Here is a 15,877-nt window from a genome sequence, read left to right as displayed (position 1 = left end):
GGTGTCTCTGGTTTTTTCCAACGCGAGGCGTACAGAAACGTTTACTGACGGTTTGCGCGACAAGAGTTACAGGTATGACTATCGGAACCGGTGCGACGGCAGGGAACTTTTAAGGGCCGTTCACGACAGTTCAGTTCCCTGTGTCTTCCTTGATCCGCAGTACCGGGGCGTGCTCGACAAGTTGGCCTACGGCAACGAAGGCGTAAGCAGGGGTATGCGGCGTTCTATGCTGCCCCAGATGAGCGAGGAAACTATAAGGGAATTTATCCAGGAGATAAGCAGGGTCCTCATTCCCAGCGGCCACCTGTTTCTCTGGGTAGATAAGTTCCACCTTTGTGAGGGAGTTTCCGGTTGGCTTCCCCGGGACTTGCAGGTAGTGGATATGATCGTATGGAATAAGCAGAAGATGGGAATGGGGTATCGGACGCGAAGGCAGTGCGAGTACCTGGTGGTCATTCAGAAGAGGCCTATTCGGGCTAAAGGTATTTGGGCGGTTCATGATATTCCCGACGTGTGGGAAGAAAGGGTGGTCGGCGCGCATCCCCACTGCAAGCCGGTAGGCTTACAGAAGCGCCTGATAGAGGCGGTGACCAACCCGGGGGATGTGGTGCTGGACCCGGCAGCCGGTAGTTATTCCGTGCTGGAAGCGTGCAAGCTTGCGGGCCGCAAGTTTCTGGGGGCCGACCTGGTTTACGGTACGCCGCCTGCACGGGATTAGGTGGTCTTCAATGCCCTCCCGGAATAGCCGGTCTGCCGGGCTACCTGCCCCGGCAGGGGATACTGCCGGGGAGGAGGTTTGGCTCATGGAATGGCCGCAATTTCTCACGACATCGGCAGCCTTCAAAGGCTGCCTTTTTTACTTCACAGGAACCCCCGGTGTCTTCGAGTTGGAGGCTACGCGGCGCACTGGCTGCCAGAAACAGCGCCAGGCTTGAGGTGGATCGTCGCCTGATAATATAAATATAATAGCCCCCAGCACTACAATGCGCCTGACCGGCCTAGGTTTAACTAGGGCGTGGCCGTGGTTTCGGGACTGCGGGCGGTAGAGCCGGGGTTCGCGTTCGGCTTTACCTCCACCCTGACGTAAATTTGTTTTCCAGCCAACAGAACATTTTTTCACAACCCAGGCTGATGCAGGCGATGACGAGGAGGCAGGCCATGATTATGTCCACCCGAATAAGGCTTTCCGCCTTTATCAGCAGGGCACCTATGCCGGTAGGAATGGCTATCATCTCGGCGACTGCTACTGTGCGCCAGGCCATCCCGGCTTCCAAACGGAGGCCGGTAAAGATTTGAGGCAGGGCCATGGGGAGCACGACTCTGCGCAGCACCATGAGAGGCGGGGCTCCCAGGGTCCGGGCGGCGATGATATACTGCCTGTCTACCGACTTTATACCGGTTGTGGTGTTGTACAGGACGGGGATGAAGGTGCAGATGAAAATTATGGTCACCGGCAGCGTTTCGTTTAAACCAACCCAGAGCATGAGGAGGGGCATCCAGCCCAGGGTCGGAATAGGATACAGGAGGCTGAACAGCGGGCTAAAGAATCTATAGGCAAATTCACTCCAACCCATCAAAATGCCCATGGACAACCCCACAATACTCCCTGCCAAAAACCCCAATGCCACCCGAGTTAAGGAAAAGGCCAGGTTCTCAACCAGTATACCTTGCAAAAGCATCTGTCCTAAAGCCCTCAATACGCTGCTCAAAGGGGGAACAAGGGGGGTGTCGGCCAGACGCCCGCCTGCTTCCCAGGCTATGGCGACCAATATCAAAGGCAACCCGTTTAAGGCCTTAGGCCATGATTGCATCTTGCTCACCATTCCCCAGTTCATGATTTAGGCCAAAGGTCTTCTGCCCGTACCGGAGTATTCAGATAGCCTAGGGACTCCATTAGGTCAATTACCTTCTGGATTTCCCCCGGTTCCAGGTCCGGGGTATAACGCAGGTTGGCCATGGATTGACGTACTATTTCCGGCGTCACCTCCAGGGAAGCTTCGGGGGTAGCCATTTCGTTCTTCACCACCGACTGGTATTCGTTCAGGCGAGCGGCTACTATGTTGGCAGCCTCTTCCGGATGCCGGTTGATATAATCGAGAGCGCGAGCATTTACGGCTTTAAGCTTTTCTACCGCCTGGGGGTCCTTTTTAAGCAGCCTCTCGGTGACCACGAGCACGCTACCCTGCATGTCCGGCCAGATCTCTTGACTTGTGGCCAGCACCCCCATGCCCGGTAGACTGCCGGCCATGGTCGCAAAGTGTTCGGGGACAAAAATGGCGTCTACCTGGCCTGTCTGCAAGGCTAAGAGTTGCTTGGACGGGTTCATGCGGGCGGTACGGCCTAGTATTTTGGCTTCATTTAACCCCTTCTGCCTCAGAAGAAAAACAAAAAGCAAATCGGTGGTCGAACCCGGCTGCATATTAGCTATTTTAATTCCTTCTTTTTCCAGGCCCTCTATTTCCCGTACTCGAGCCTGGTTCGAAACCAGTGCATAGCCGTTTTTGTGCGTACCGGCTACGATTCTTAAGGATACGCCGCCGTGAGCATAAGCGGTCAGCGCAGGAACCAGACAGATATAGGCTACATCGATATCTCCTTTGGTAAGGGCTGCGGCCAAGGCCGTACCGGTGGCGTACACGTTGCAACTGCGGACTTTAAGACCGGCTTCTTCAAACCAACCCTTCTCCTGAGCCACGTAAAACCCGGCCGCATGGTCGGTATATTCTACGGCCACTGTAACTTCTGTAGCTTCTTCCTGTTTCTTTTCCGTTTCCGCTGGGCCTAGGCGGCCGCAACCCCCAGAGACCAGCAGTAAGACCACAAGCACCCCGATAGCCAGTATACTTTTGGTCCTAAAAAAGTTTCCCATAAGGATTTTCCTCCCCCTTTTGAAATGAGTCGAGGCTTTGACTGTTAAGGTCGACAATGGCCGGAGCGGGTCTAGAGCATAACAACTTTAACCTGCGGATCAGGGAAAGGCCTGCGACCCGGCTTGGCCCGCCCGAGAGGGCACATGTTACCCGCCTCCGGCCCGCGGGTTTGGGCCCCAAAAATAATGCCCCACCGCTAGGAGGTGGGGCTAGTAAGAAGACACCCAAAATAACCCTAACTGAGCCACCTCCTTTTCAAACCTCGGAAGGCATACCCGTTTCCAGATATACCCCGTGGGCTTGGAAAACCCAGGCCGACTAACCATGGGTTGCCCTTTAGGTTAACCGGCTCGGAGAGGCTTCTTGTCGAGTTTATTTCTACATATGTTCAAAAATTCCTGCCGACATCCACCCTTTAACCGCCGAATTTCCTTTGGATATGGTACATCCATAATTTACCAACGCGGTTGGTCCGGGCTTCCCGCAGGCAAGGAGCAGGGGGCCAGAACCGGCGCCGGCGGCGGTTATTTATTGAGTTGCCTGATTAGAGCCCGCAGCCGCTGCCGGTAAGCCGCCGGGTCGCGGCAGGCATGCTCAAAAGCAGTCCTACTGCCGGGCCAGTACCGAGCCATAAGGTGCCTAATGCCGGCCACGGCTGAAGGATAAAAGTTAAGCGGATCGAAGTCCACCTCCAGGGCACCTGCCGCCCGGGCCGCCTTTATTAGGGAGGCCAAGTTTTCAGGAACATCCGTCAGCCCGGGTATCACCGGAGCAACAAAAACCCAGGTTTTGATGCCGGACCCGGCGAGCTTTTCCAGGGCTTTGAGGCGCCGGGAAGGAGGGGAGGCACCGGGCTCCAGTAGCCCGGCCAGTCGGTCATTCAAAGTGGTAATGGTAAAGCCTACTTCGGCGGAGGGCATGGTCCTCAAGAGGTCTATATCCCTAATGACCAGGTCGGACTTGGTGAGGATGGATACCTGCAGCCTGCTTCGGGTTAGTAGTTCCAAACAACTTCGCGTCAGGCCGTACTTTTTCTCGATGGGCTGGTATGCGTCGGTAACGCTGGCCAGCATGACGCTCCCCGTCTTGGGCCGGCGCAGCTGGCGGGCCAAGACCTCGACAAAGTTCCTCTTGACGCCTACGAAGGAGCCCCATTTTTCCCGGCCGCCACAGAAGCGCGTCATGCAGCTGGCGTAGCAATAAATGCATCCGTGGCTGCAGCCGGTATAGGGGTTAAGGCAGTAGTCCATGCCGGGGATGCGGGAGCGGTTCAGGGCGCTCTGACATGAGGTTTCATATAATTTAAGCATGGCCGGCGGTCTCCATTTCCGCAAAAGCCTAAGGTTTTACTCTGTCGGCGGGATTGGCAACCGGCAATCGCCTTTTCCTTTACCCCTGGAGGGCGCCACAACGAATCTATTTACATAGGTCTGCCCAGCTAAAGCCGGGCCAATTCTTCCCAGGTTTTGCCTTTCGTTTCAATGCCCAGTATAATCATGGCCAGGGAAGTTACGAGGCAAACGGCAGCTATCAGGGCAAAAATTACCGGGTAGGCGGTGGCCTGTCCCAGGGAAGAAAGTACCGCGCCGACGGCGTAGGGAGCGAGGACCGCCCCTATACGACCACAGAAGGACGCCCAGCCCGACCCGGTGGCCCGCACGGCGGCAGGATACATTTCGGGGGTGTAGGCGTAGAGTACCCCCCAGGAACCGAGCATAAAGAAGTAAATCACGGAACCCCATAGTATTACTTGATGTACCGTAGCCGATTGGGCAAACATATAGGCACCTAACCCGCTCATGAGGAGATATACGCTTAGAGTAGCCTTGCGGCCTATCACTTCTACCAGGTAGGCGGCGCTGAAATATCCCGGTATTTGGGCCATGGTCATGAGCAGGACATACTCAAAGCTCTTGATGATGGTGAAGCCTTTGCCCACCATGAGGGTGGGCAGCCAAGTCACAATCCCGTAGTAGGCCACATTAATACCAAACCACAGGATCCACAGGCACAGGGTTCGTCGGAGATACCGCGGGGACCACAGGTCAGAGAGTTTGGCTCGGGTTACGTGGCGGTTTACTCCCGCTCCGTTAGGTGAGGGTAGATTGGCCGCGGCAGGACCGGGCGAAATCCCGCAGGCCTTTTCTACGTTGCTGACGATGGCCTCGGCCTCAAAAGTGCGCCCGACCTTTTCCAAATACGACGGTGATTCGGGCAAGGCGCGCCTCAATACGGCAGCATAAAGGGCCGGCAGGGCCCCGATGAAAAAGGCTGCTCGCCACCCCCAGGAAGGAACCGCGAGGTAGCCGACCAGCGCTGCCGCTATCCAACCCAAGGCCCAAAAACTTTCGAGAAGGACCGTCATGCGGCCCCGGTGTGCGGCCGGTGAGAATTCGCTGGCCAAAGTGAAGGCCACAGGTATTTCGGCTCCCAAACCTAATCCGATAACAAACCTGGTAAACATTAACACGGCATAGTTAGTGGACAATCCTGCCAGAAAGGTAGCCACACCGTACACTACTAGAGTACACGTAAATACCCGTTTCCGTCCCCACAAATCACCCAGGATCCCGCCGAGGACGGCTCCCAGTCCCAGGCCCGCCATACCGATGCTTCCCAGGGCGCCCAGCTGCGCGGCGTCTAGCTGCCAATCTTGAGCTATGGCCGGCAGGACAAATGATATCAGCCCCACATCCATGGCATCGAACAGCCAGCCAAGGCCGCATATAAGGAGCAATTTATAATGAAAGGAGCTGAGGGGGAGGCGCTCGAGCCTCGCAGCTATGCTCATCAGGTCATCCCCCTTAATTTTTACCGGTCGCAGTTTAATTATATCACCAGTTGCAGGCGTCTCCTAGTTGCTGGGGTACGAATTTCCCTGGCGCATCCCCAGTTTTGCTTCTAGGCCTGCTTGACTTTCGCTCGCTCCAAAAACCCTCGCGGGCCAAACTAGCGCTTGGCTCAAGGCTCCGGCAGGCTTCCCGGCAAATTCGACCTCCTGTCTCAGTTGCCGGCCTCGGCCATCCATGGCCTCGGGCCTGCCTCCGCCTTTCGCCTCGCTAAGTTTGGCTACCGCTCAGGTTTAGTCGCTCGCTTCCAAGCCCAAGCAGGCCTGCCCTGCAAAAAGTGGGGATAACTCAGACGAATTTCCCCCTCGACCTTTAAGCGATTATAAGTTATAATACTGCTGACAAGCTAGTTCTGCGGACGGGTGTCCAAGAGACTTAATAGGGAATCAGGTGAGAATCCTGAACGGTCCCGCCACTGTGACCGGGAAGCCTGCGGCAGGAGCCACTGTTCTCCTTTCAAAAAGCACCGTGAGGGAACGGGAAGGCGCCGTGGGGCGATGATCCGGGAGTCAGGAGACCTGCCCGTCCGGGGGTGTGGTGTCAACCTTCGGGGGAAAGGGGGCCACGCTATACTTAATGGCAGAGGAAACGATACCCCGGTCCGTCGTAGCCGGGTTTTTTGTTTCCGGGATGGCGGCTAGACCTCTCCAAGTAAGCGGCGTCTTGATGTTCGGGAGGAGATGATGAGGTGTACTTAAGACGACGGAGAAAGTTGCGGGTTGTTTCGGCGGTCATAATAGTGCTGGCGTTGGGGTTCTTTTTATTCGGTTGTGCCGACCGAAAAGCGACACAGGTGAGGAATTCTCCGGCGGCCGGTGGTGAGGAGTATCCCCTGACTGTCGCCGACGACATGGGTAGAACAGTCACCCTGGAGTCGAGGCCGGAGAGGTTGGTGTCCCTCTCCCCTGGCAACACGGAGATTCTTTTCGCCCTGGGTTTGGGGGACAAGGTAGTAGGAGTTGACGACTACAGCGATTATCCGCCAAAGGCCGCGGAAGTGCCCAAAGTAGGCGGTTTTTCTAACCCCAATGTGGAAAAAATCGTGGCGCTACAGCCGGATCTGGTCTTGGCCACCAATATGCACGAGCAGGCCGTAAGGCGGCTGGAGGAAGTGGGGATACCTGTTGCCGTCGTATCTCCTAAAACGGTAGAAGGCGTCCTGGAAAGCATCGAATGGATAGGCAAGATGACCGGCGCGGGCGAGGGCGCCGCCAGGTTGGTGGCCGATTTAAGGGGCAGAATGCAAAAGGTTGAGGCCGTGGTAAAGGAGATACCCCGGGAGAAGAGGCCGTGGGTCTACTATGAAGTCTACTCGGACCCCCTTATGACTGCCGGACCCCAGACCCTTATCGGCCAGTTAATAGAACTGGCCGGCGGTCGGAATATAGCTTATGACGCCCAGGCCGACTACCCAGAATTCAGTGTCGAAGCCATCATAGAGCGGAATCCAGAAGTGATTATTTTCCCCCAGTGGCACGGCAGTGAATCCCTTACGGTTGAACAGGTGAAGTCGCGGAATGGGTGGCAGCAGGTCAGGGCCATCAAGAATAACCGCGTTTTCGGCGTGGACGCCAACATTATCTCCCGTCCGGGTCCGCGGATAGTTGAGGCCCTGGAGGTGCTGGCCAAAATAATCCACCCGGAACTGTTCGAGGAGCCGGCCGAGCCGTCGTCGTGAAGGGAGCGGCCAGGAGAAACTCATAAAGAGCGCTGAGAGGATTATGGGGGATGGAAATAATTAAACTCGCGACTCGTCCTGAGGCCTCCTCCGGAATACCCGATACACCATTCACGGTACTGGAGCACAAGAGATGGAAGGCCAGGATCCTCATCTTACTGCTTCTTGTGCTGTTGCTCACCACCATGATGGTAGCCGTTCGGGTGGGAGCGGTCCACATCCCGCTGACGGACTTATTGAGAACGCTGGGGATGATTTCCGGCTCTGGTCTTGCCCATGACCCGGTGAACAAGGCCATCATCATCGAGCTTCGGCTGCCGCGGGTCGTGTTGGCCGCCCTGGTAGGGGCATCCCTGGGAGTTGCGGGTGCCACTTTTCAGGCATTGTTTCGTAACCCTATGGCCGATCCGTACGTTATTGGGGTTTCTTCGGGTGCTTCCCTGGGAGCTACAGTAGCCATGTTACTGGCCCTGGATTTCCGGCTTCTAGGGGTAGGCTCCGTGCCCGTACTGGCCTTCGCCGCGGCTCTGGCTACCGTGGTCCTCGTTTACCACCTGGCCAGAACGGGGAATGTCGTTTCCATTTTTACCCTGCTCTTGGCGGGGATCGCCGTAGGTTCTTTTCTGTCGGCCATTGTTTCCTTATTGGTATACTTCTCCGGTGAACGGCTGCACCAGGTTGTTTTCTGGCTAATGGGGGGGTTCAGCGGCTCTAATTGGTCCTACGTCCGGGTGGCAGTTCCCTATTTCATCCTGGGGACGGGTGTGGTCGCCTTCCATGCCCGTGAACTAAATCTTCTCCTCTTAGGCGAAGAGACGGCCGGCCACCTGGGCGTTGAAGTCGAGCGGGCGAAAAAACTTCTCCTGACGGGGGCCACCCTTTTAACGGCCACCGCCGTTTCTACCAGCGGCGTGATCGGGTTCGTAGGGCTGATCGTTCCCCATGCCGTTCGGCTGATGGCCGGGCCTGACCACCGTTTCCTGGTCCCGGCTTCGGCCCTGGCGGGCGCCACGCTCCTGGTGGCCGCCGACGCCCTGGCCAGAACAGTCTTGGCTCCTACGGAGCTTCCCGTGGGATTGATAACGGCCCTGGCAGGAGGTCCCTTCTTTATCTACGTCCTCCGCAATCGGAGGAAAATGAGGTTCTTTAGTTAGGGCAGGTGGGGGTCTTGGGCCAAGTTCTACTGGATGTTCACGGAATTACCTACAGCTACAGTTCCGTCCCGGCCTTAGAGGGAATAACTTTCCGGGTGCGGCCGGGGGAAATGATAGCCGTGATAGGACCCAACGGTTCCGGTAAATCCACCCTTATTAAATGTCTTGATCGCGCCCTTCGCCCCCAGCGGGGGGCAGTTATGCTCGACGGACGGGATTTGTGGGAGTATTCGCCCCGGGAAACGGCTAAGCGTATGGCCGTGGTGCCCCAGGAAACGGTCACGGAATTTGACTTTACAGTGGCTGAAGTTGTTCTTATGGGCCGCCAGCCCCACCTGTCCGGGCTGTTGAGGCGCGAAAGCTGGCGGGACCTGGCCATTGTACGTGAAGCCATGGAACTTACTTCGATCCTGCACCTGGCGGAACGTCCGGTGTCCAGCCTGAGCGGAGGAGAGAGGCAGCGGGTTATTATTGCCCGGGCCTTAGCCCAGGAACCCGAAGTTCTCCTTCTGGACGAGCCTACTTCCCACCTGGATATTACTTACCAGGTGGAAATACTGGATTTACTTGCCTACCTCAACCGCATCAAGAATATATCTATCATAGCGGTCATCCACGATTTGAACCTGGCCGCCCAGTATTTCCCGCGGGTGATCCTTTTAAGCGGGGGCAAGATTGTGGACGTCGGTCCCCCGGAGAAGGTGATTACTACGCCTAACATAAGGAAGGCTTACAATAGCGAAATCCTCCTCAGCCGTCACCCCGGGAACGGGCGGCTTTTTGTAACCTTGTTGCCCCGTAGAAGCGCAGGGAGGACGTCCGGTAACTCCCGCCCTGCGGTGCACCTGGTGGGCGGGGGAGGGACGGCGGCCGGGTTAATGGAGGCCATGTTCTGCCGGGGGTGGAAGGTTACGGCCGGCGTCCTGAACCGGGGCGACCGGGACTGGGAACAGGGGAGGCTTTTGGGGATTGAGATGGTGGAAATACCCCCCTTTGTTCCCATCGGCGACGAAGACCACCGGCGCAACCTGGCCCTAATGAAGAAGGCGGATTGCGCCCTCTTGGCCAGCGTGCCCTTCGGCCAGGGAAATATCCGCAACCTTTACGCTCTTGAGGAGGCCCTGTCCGGCGGCCTGCCCGTATTTCTGGTAGACGAAAGCCCCATTGAGGAAAGGGATTACACCGGAGGAGCGGCCACAAAGGTCTATAAGCGAATGATAGAGAAGGGAGCTTGCTCGGTGCCGAGCGAGACCTCCGCCTTAGAGGCCATCCAAAGTCATTTCGCTAAGGGTATTACGCTATCCGAGTAATGTGGATCTGTGGACTGGAATGAAAGCTAAATAAGACAAAGGGGGCATTTTCGTGTCCATCAAGGGCTTGCCTTTTTTCTGCTCGTGGAGCGGGGGAAAAGACTCCTGCCTGGCCTTGTATTACGCCATCCGGGAGGGTGGGAAGCCGCGGGCGCTATTTACCACCCTGGCGGAAGGGGGAGATAAGACCCGGGCCCACGGCCTGCCCTTGGACCTGCTGCACCGTCAATCCGCGGCCCTCGGCATTCCCCTAGTTACCCGGGCAACTTCGTGGGAGGACTATACTGCCGTATTTATATCGGTGCTCCGTCAACTTAAGGAACAGGGGATTGAGGCCGGTGTCTTCGGCGATATCGATCTGGAAGCCCACCGGGAATGGGTAGAGAATACCTGTTCTTCGGCGGGCATTTTTCCCTTCCTGCCCCTGTGGAAAAAACCTCATCGCGAACTTTTGAGAGAGTTCCTGGAGCTGGGCTTTAAAGCCACGATTATCGCGGTTAAAGATGACATCCTGGACAAAAGCCTTCTGGGGAAAACCCTGGACGAGGAAATTATCGATAGGATGGAGCGCTCGGGGGTGGATCCCATGGGCGAGCAGGGGGAATTTCACACCGTAGTGACAGATGGTCCTATCTTTTCTTTCCCCCTCTCCCTAGAAATGGAAAGCCAAGTCTTGCACGACGGCTATTGGTTTCAACAAGTGAGGGTAGCCCCGGCACTTGCTGGCAAGGCTGGACGGTAGGTCACGTGCCAATCCGCAAAACGGGCTGGCTCGGGGAAAATATCGGCGCTGGGCGCTGGACCACTTCGCGCAAACGGCTCATCATGCAAAGCCGGTTCAGCTAAGTAATAAGCGGCGGCTTGCTGGCCCCTGATGCATGATCAGGTCGACGACAGACGTCAGCTCCTCCCGGAGGGTCTCAATCTCCGGGGTAAGATCCAGCAGGGGAATTTTAACCTGACCCATCGCCCACCCCGCCTATCCTGACGATAGTTTTCTTGCCGCGTTTCTCGTACCTCTTGCCGCATTCAATACAGGCGGCTCTCCTGCCCTCGAAACGTAAAGGCCGGCCGCACTCGCAGGCCCAGCCGCAAAGCCTGGCAGGCACACCGGCAACCAGGGTGTAAGGCGGCACGTCCCTGGTCACCACCGCCCCTGCTGCTACGAAAGCCCATTCCCCTATAGTCACCCCGCAGATTACAGTCGCGTTGGCACCGATGCTGGCCCCCCTTTTTACCAGAGTGCGGACGTAGTCGTCGCTGGTGTTCCGGGGATAGGCGGCACGGGGCGTCTTGATATTGGTAAAGACCATACTTGGGCCGAGGAAAACGTCGTCTTCCAAGGTGACTCCTTCATACACAGAAACGTTATTCTGGATTTTAACGTTGTTGCCTATTTTTACGTTACTGGCCACAAAGACGTTTTGGCCCAGGGTGCAGTTTTCTCCTATTTCGGCACCGCTCATCACATGGCTGAAGTGCCATATTCTTGTGCCTTTGCCTATTCTGGCCCCGGCATCGATGCAGGCTGATTCGTGGACGAAATAATCTTTCCGCTCCATTTCCCATCTTCCTTTAACTGTTTTTCTGCTTCTTCCAGCACGGCGATTACCTCCAGGGCACCCTTACCGTCGGAGAGCGGCCGGCGGCGGTCCGCAACCCTATTCAGGAAATGGCGGCACTCCAGCAATAGGGGTTCCCCCTCCCCCTGAAAAACGACTTCACTGCCGGCGTCTTCGTTCTGCAGGTCGGGGGTTATCCGCTTCTTGTGCAGGGTTAATCGCTGTTGCACCTCGTCGTAAACAAGCATGGCTTTAGAACCCGCGATGGTAAGGAGGCGTCGCTGCTCGGGCCACAGCCACGATACATGCAGGTGGGCTGCAATACCACCGGGAAACCTCAGGTGCAGGTAGACGTCGTCTGCAATCTCTTTTTGCAGGAAACACTGCCCGCTGGCTTTTACCTGCTGGGGTTTTTGCCCTACCAGGTAGAGGAGCACGGCGATATCGTGAACGCCGAAACTCCATAGCACATTCTCGGCTGACCGCACTCGCCCCAGTTTGAGGCGTTCCTGGGTTAGAAAGGCCACCGGCCCGATAACCCCTGCCTCGAGGTAACGTTTCAACCACTGGACGGCCGGCTGGTAGAGCAGGAGATGTCCCACCATCAGGATGCGGTTCTTGTTTTCCGCCAGGGCAACCAGTTCTTCGGCCTCCGCCCGGGAAAGGGCTAGCGGTTTCTCCACAAATACGTCCTTTCCCGCCAGCAGGGCTTCCCGGGCCACCTGGTAATGGGTGGCCGCCGGTGTGGCAATGGCCACCGCGGCAATATCGCAGGCCAGCAGGTCCCCGTAATCTGAGTACACGGGCAGGCCGGGATATGCAGCCACCAGCCATTGCCTTGTTGCCGGGTTTATTTCCGCTACCCCGGCAAGCCGGCCCAGGGAAAAGAAGGTACGCACCAGGTTTTTGCCCCAGTTGCCTGCTCCGATCACACCGACCATCATAGCAGCGTTATCCTCTCCCGGTTGTTAGCAACGTAACGCGTGGCGTTGCGGGTGTCGAGCACGTGTTTGGCCTTCTCCACCACCCATTGATAATCGAGGTGGGAATGATCTGTGGTGATAATAACCAGGTCACTGGCCCTGATCACCTCTTCGCTTAGGGGCGTCGAGGCCATATCCAATTCACGGTCTTGGATCCTTTTAACCAGCTCGTCGTGGTAGAGAACGCGCGCCCCATCCCTTAGTAAGAGGCGAATGACCTGGATAGCCGGGGATTCACGGCTGTCGGCAACATCCTTTTTGTAGGCGACCCCTAAAACCAGTATCTGGGCCCGGGACGCGGGGATGCCCATGTTGTTCAAAATCCGCAGGGCCTTTCGCTGCACGAATTCCGGCATTTTGCGGTTGATTTCTCCCGCCAGGGCGATAAAGTGGGTATTGAAATTCAATTCCCTGGCTTTCCATTCCAGGTAATGGGGGTCAACGGGTATGCAATGACCGCCCACCCCCGGACCGGGATAAAAGGGTATGATACCGAAGGGTTTGGTAAAAGCGGCATCGAGAACCTCCCAGACATTGAGTTCCATTAGGTCACAGAGCATGGCCAGCTCGTTAACCAGGGCAATGTTGACCGCCCGGAAGGTATTCTCGAAAACCTTAACCAGCTCGGCAGTCCTTGTGCTGGAAACGGGTACTACTTTTTCTACAGTTTGACTGTAAAAGCTCAGGGCCACTTCCAGGGAAGCCGGTCCGATGGCTCCTACGACCCTGGACGTATTTTTCATGGTGTAGCGCTTGTTCCCGGGGTCTACCCTCTCGGGAGAATGGACCAGGAAAAAATCTATCTCGGCTTTTAACCCTGAGCTTTCCAGTATTGGCAGTATAACCTCTTCCACAGTTCCAGGATAGGTAGTTGACTCCAGGCTTACCAGCTGGCCGCGCCTGAGCCCGGCAGCAATACTTCGCGTTACATTTTCCACGTATTGCAAATCTGGCACGAGGTTCCTGGTCAAGGGGGTAGGTACACAGATTATGATAATATCTATTGCCGGCACGCAGGAAAAATCGTTAACCGCAGCTATGGCTCCGCTTTTTACCAGGAACTGCAGCTCCTGGTCCGGCACATCGGTAATATAACTTTCACCACGGTTGACTTTTTGCACCCGGAAAGGGTTTTCTTCGATGCCGATTACCTGGTAACCGGCCCTGGCCATTTCCAGGGCTAAAGGGAGCCCAACATAACCCAGCCCGACAATCCCGACAACGGCACTTTTACCTTTTATCTTCTGCAATAGACTGTCCTTAGGTGTCTTCTGGAACGCTCCGGTTATAACTGGTTCAGCAGTCATGCCGGTAACCCCCCGGAAATGCCTTTATCAATGGCAAGGCTCCGGGCCCAATTGATGGTTTCCTGTAGCCCCCTGGTGAGGGTCCATTCAGGGAAGAATCCAAGTTCCTTTCTGGCTTTTTCCACGTTTAGCACCCGGCGGTGAACATTATCAATGGGACGCCTATCCTCGTAAAGGACTTTGCTTTTACTGCTGGTAAGTTCGATAACTATCCGCGCAAGCTCATTAATGGTTGTTTCTGTACCGGTAGCGATATTGTAGACCTTGCCAACGGCCTGGGGACATAAAGCCGCCAGCACCGTCGCCCGGCAGGCATCGGCGATAAAGGTAAAGTCCCGGGTCTGGCTGCCGTCGCCGTAGATTCTTAAAGGTGCATCGTGCAGTGCCCAGTTGATAAACCTGGCTACCACACCCGCATAAGGGTTCTCAGGCCGCTGGTTGTAACCATAAACATTTGAATAGCGCACCACCGTAACCGGCAAGTCGTATTGTTCGTAAAATACCTGGGCGTAACATTCGCCGGCGTACTTGCTGGCGGCATAAAAGTTGAGAAATCGTACCCTATCTTCTTCGCATACCGGCAGATACTCCGGGTTGCCGTATACGGATGCAGTCGAGGCGTAAACGACCCTGGCAACACCCGCCTGGTGCGCCGCTTCTAAGACGTTATAGGTGCCGATAATATTGGTTTCTAAATCTGCCCTTGCATTCTCCATTGAAGCAGTAATGTTCACGGCCGCCAGGTGAAAGATGGTGTCCTTTCCCTGGATAAGCTTTCTGACGAGGGGTTGGTCCAACACGGTGCCGGTAACAAGCTGGACGCCGGTGGCAATTCCCTGTTGCCCTAAATTTTCCGGGCAACCTGTATACATGTTATCGAGGACCGTGACCTCGCACCCGTAATCATTAACCAGCATCCGCACCAAGTTGGAACCTATGAACCCTGCCCCCCCGGTTACCAGAACATGCTTCATTGTTTCTACGCTCCTTTTATTTGTCTAAATCCCTACTAATTGGGCAAAAGCCGGCAGGGCTATTCAAAGGGGTGATCCTTGAACCACCAGCAGGGGTGGACCAGGATCTGCAGGCGCGGGTATTTACCGATATGGTTACACATACAACCTTCTTGCCAGATGCCGTAACTATCGGAGATGTACTTCATTTCCTTTGTGAATGCGGTATCATAGGCATCGTACTTGATACCAACCTGTTCCTTGGTGAAGCACTGGAAGAAATCGCGGTTATGCCCGGGGCCTGACCGGCTGTGTTCACCATGAGCAGCCGCCGAAACGACGGTTATATCGAGGGCCGTTTCCAGCACCGCCTTTTCCCGCCGGAAGACTTCCAGCGGGGCTTCGCCGTTAATGTGGCCGAAATCCACGGCTTCAAAGTGCAGACCGATTTCATGCCCCAGGGATTGTATTTCCTTCAGGGCCCGGTAAGCGTTATACTCAAAAACGTTATATGTGGGTGCGTGCACCCTGACAAAATAGGTAGCCCTCACCCCTAATTCTCTTTCTATCCTGGCCATGGCCAAAGCTCTAGTGAGGGAACGGTCGATATCATGCCTTAGAATAATCAAAGGTTGCGACTCCGGGTAACTGGCAACCTCTTTAAACGGAAGCAGGATATAGCCTTGGTCCTGGGCTTTGGCTATACAGAAACGGTAGTGCTCATAAGTCCAGGAACAGGTCATTGAAACACATATCCCCCCGTTCTTGTTTCCGTACCATTGCCCCTGCCGCCACCGCTGGAGCCGGATAGTCTTCTTGAGCCTTGGGCAGAAGCTCCCGAAATATGTTATCTATTTGCCTGGCATTACTTCCTGATTAGACAGCCTATGGAGGTATGAGCGGCAACTAGAAATCACTGGTATATAATATTAGTCACGCCTCAGGGAAGTTACCGGTCGTTCCATGAACTAGTGGGTAGGCCCTGGCAAATGGTGGTATCCGGCAAGTTTACTTACGATGAAGAGCAGAAGTTGGGTATAAGACCTCAAGGGTGGTTAACCATGCTGGCCATTGTCAATTCCGTCGCCCTGGTAGCCTGAAGGGGCAGAGCGTACGGATAGAGGTGGACATTAGTAGCGGCTTGCCGGAACTGACTCCCCATCTTACGGGGTAACGGAAACGGAGAAGATTTTAGCGGAGGGAACCAAATA

The 15,877-nt window shown here is 55.7% G+C and carries 15 protein-coding genes and 2 riboswitches; of the genes, 5 read left to right on the top strand and 10 right to left on the bottom strand.

Features of this window, described 5'->3' with window-relative positions:
* Positions 1 to 7 precede the first annotated feature (7 nt).
* Entirely contained in the window at positions 8 to 718 is a 711-nt protein-coding gene (locus tag TAMC210_RS11225) for a DNA-methyltransferase (protein ID WP_373996454.1), read from the top strand.
* Positions 719 to 1,067: 349 nt separating this feature from the next.
* On the opposite strand, the gene TAMC210_RS11220 is transcribed toward TAMC210_RS11225, so the two are convergent.
* From TAMC210_RS11220 to TAMC210_RS11205, 4 genes are all read right to left on the bottom strand, one after another.
* The gene (locus TAMC210_RS11220; protein WP_217267364.1) at positions 1,068 to 1,769 is read right to left on the bottom strand and encodes an ABC transporter permease; all 702 of its coding nucleotides are present in this window, start codon (positions 1,767 to 1,769) and stop codon (positions 1,068 to 1,070) included.
* A 62-nt stretch (positions 1,770 to 1,831) separates the two neighbouring features.
* A complete protein-coding gene (locus TAMC210_RS11215) occupies positions 1,832 to 2,869 on the bottom strand; it encodes an ABC transporter substrate-binding protein (protein WP_173298893.1) in 1,038 nt (345 codons plus the stop codon).
* A gap of 233 nt (positions 2,870 to 3,102) precedes the next feature.
* A riboswitch (molybdenum cofactor riboswitch) is annotated at positions 3,103 to 3,238 on the bottom strand.
* Positions 3,239 to 3,394: 156 nt separating this feature from the next.
* A complete protein-coding gene (locus TAMC210_RS11210) occupies positions 3,395 to 4,180 on the bottom strand; it encodes an SPL family radical SAM protein (protein ID WP_173298892.1) in 786 nt (261 codons plus the stop codon).
* A 128-nt stretch (positions 4,181 to 4,308) separates the two neighbouring features.
* Positions 4,309 to 5,661, bottom strand: coding sequence for an MFS transporter (locus TAMC210_RS11205; RefSeq protein WP_173298891.1), 1,353 nt, complete (start codon positions 5,659 to 5,661; stop codon positions 4,309 to 4,311).
* A 401-nt stretch (positions 5,662 to 6,062) separates the two neighbouring features.
* Positions 6,063 to 6,259, top strand: a riboswitch (cobalamin riboswitch).
* A gap of 148 nt (positions 6,260 to 6,407) precedes the next feature.
* Between TAMC210_RS11205 and TAMC210_RS11200 the strand changes: the two genes are divergently transcribed.
* The 4 genes from TAMC210_RS11200 to TAMC210_RS11185 are packed head-to-tail and all read left to right on the top strand — an operon-like array spanning position 6,408 to position 10,603.
* Positions 6,408 to 7,397, top strand: coding sequence for an ABC transporter substrate-binding protein (locus TAMC210_RS11200; protein WP_173298890.1), 990 nt, complete (start codon positions 6,408 to 6,410; stop codon positions 7,395 to 7,397).
* A gap of 50 nt (positions 7,398 to 7,447) precedes the next feature.
* Positions 7,448 to 8,551 carry a FecCD family ABC transporter permease gene (locus TAMC210_RS11195; RefSeq protein WP_173298889.1) on the top strand — a complete coding sequence of 368 codons (1,104 nt, stop codon included), beginning with the start codon at positions 7,448 to 7,450 and terminating at the stop codon, positions 8,549 to 8,551.
* Positions 8,552 to 8,565: 14 nt separating this feature from the next.
* Complete coding sequence (locus tag TAMC210_RS11190) at positions 8,566 to 9,861, top strand: ABC transporter ATP-binding protein (RefSeq protein WP_173298888.1); 1,296 nt, start codon at positions 8,566 to 8,568, stop codon at positions 9,859 to 9,861.
* A gap of 52 nt (positions 9,862 to 9,913) precedes the next feature.
* Positions 9,914 to 10,603: a diphthine--ammonia ligase gene (locus TAMC210_RS11185; protein ID WP_173298887.1), complete on the top strand. Its 690-nt coding sequence runs from the start codon at positions 9,914 to 9,916 to the stop codon at positions 10,601 to 10,603.
* Between the two features lie 96 nt (positions 10,604 to 10,699).
* On the opposite strand, the gene TAMC210_RS13700 is transcribed toward TAMC210_RS11185, so the two are convergent.
* Genes TAMC210_RS13700 through TAMC210_RS11160 form a run of 6 tightly spaced genes read right to left on the bottom strand, consistent with a single transcriptional unit; the run spans position 10,700 to position 15,409 of the window.
* A complete protein-coding gene (locus TAMC210_RS13700) occupies positions 10,700 to 10,828 on the bottom strand; it encodes a hypothetical protein (RefSeq protein WP_256366497.1) in 129 nt (42 codons plus the stop codon).
* On the bottom strand, positions 10,815 to 11,423 hold the full coding sequence (locus TAMC210_RS11180) for an acyltransferase (RefSeq protein ID WP_173298886.1): 609 nt from the start codon (positions 11,421 to 11,423) through the stop codon (positions 10,815 to 10,817). The genes TAMC210_RS13700 and TAMC210_RS11180 overlap by 14 nt, the downstream gene beginning before the upstream one ends.
* Positions 11,363 to 12,367, bottom strand: a complete 1,005-nt coding sequence (locus TAMC210_RS11175) for a Gfo/Idh/MocA family protein (RefSeq protein ID WP_173298885.1) — start codon at positions 12,365 to 12,367, stop codon at positions 11,363 to 11,365. The genes TAMC210_RS11180 and TAMC210_RS11175 overlap by 61 nt, the downstream gene beginning before the upstream one ends.
* Complete coding sequence (locus tag TAMC210_RS11170) at positions 12,364 to 13,713, bottom strand: nucleotide sugar dehydrogenase (protein WP_173298884.1); 1,350 nt, start codon at positions 13,711 to 13,713, stop codon at positions 12,364 to 12,366. The genes TAMC210_RS11175 and TAMC210_RS11170 overlap by 4 nt, the downstream gene beginning before the upstream one ends.
* Complete coding sequence (locus TAMC210_RS11165; RefSeq protein ID WP_173298883.1) at positions 13,710 to 14,687, bottom strand: NAD-dependent epimerase/dehydratase family protein; 978 nt, start codon at positions 14,685 to 14,687, stop codon at positions 13,710 to 13,712. Before TAMC210_RS11165 ends, TAMC210_RS11170 begins: the two co-directional genes overlap by 4 nt.
* Positions 14,688 to 14,746: 59 nt before the next feature.
* Positions 14,747 to 15,409 carry a hypothetical protein gene (locus TAMC210_RS11160; RefSeq protein WP_173298882.1) on the bottom strand — a complete coding sequence of 221 codons (663 nt, stop codon included), beginning with the start codon at positions 15,407 to 15,409 and terminating at the stop codon, positions 14,747 to 14,749.
* Positions 15,410 to 15,877: the final 468 nt, after the last annotated feature.

This window comes from Thermanaeromonas sp. C210, from assembly GCF_013167955.1.
In the GTDB taxonomy this organism is placed as follows: Bacteria; Bacillota; DSM-521; order Neomoorellales; family Neomoorellaceae; genus UBA12545.
Note: the sequence above shows the minus strand (reverse complement) of the source record. Positions and strands in the feature narration are given on the sequence as shown.

Excerpts from the sequence above, each read along its gene's own strand:
- TAMC210_RS11175 (WP_173298885.1), bottom strand. The coding sequence starts at position 12,367 with ATGATGGTCGGTGTGATCGGAGCAGGCAACTGGGGCAAAAACCTGGTG.
- TAMC210_RS11205 (WP_173298891.1), bottom strand. The coding sequence starts at position 5,661 with ATGAGCATAGCTGCGAGGCTCGAGCGCCTCCCCCTCAGCTCCTTTCAT.
- TAMC210_RS11170 (WP_173298884.1), bottom strand. The coding sequence starts at position 13,713 with ATGACTGCTGAACCAGTTATAACCGGAGCGTTCCAGAAGACACCTAAG.
- TAMC210_RS11195 (WP_173298889.1), top strand. The coding sequence starts at position 7,448 with ATGGAAATAATTAAACTCGCGACTCGTCCTGAGGCCTCCTCCGGAATA.
- TAMC210_RS11165 (WP_173298883.1), bottom strand. The coding sequence starts at position 14,687 with ATGAAGCATGTTCTGGTAACCGGGGGGGCAGGGTTCATAGGTTCCAAC.
- TAMC210_RS11210 (WP_173298892.1), bottom strand. The coding sequence starts at position 4,180 with ATGCTTAAATTATATGAAACCTCATGTCAGAGCGCCCTGAACCGCTCC.
- TAMC210_RS11160 (WP_173298882.1), bottom strand. The coding sequence starts at position 15,409 with ATGACCTGTTCCTGGACTTATGAGCACTACCGTTTCTGTATAGCCAAA.
- TAMC210_RS11180 (WP_173298886.1), bottom strand. The coding sequence starts at position 11,423 with ATGGAGCGGAAAGATTATTTCGTCCACGAATCAGCCTGCATCGATGCC.
- TAMC210_RS11215 (WP_173298893.1), bottom strand. The coding sequence starts at position 2,869 with ATGGGAAACTTTTTTAGGACCAAAAGTATACTGGCTATCGGGGTGCTT.
- TAMC210_RS13700 (WP_256366497.1), bottom strand. The coding sequence starts at position 10,828 with ATGGGTCAGGTTAAAATTCCCCTGCTGGATCTTACCCCGGAGATTGAG.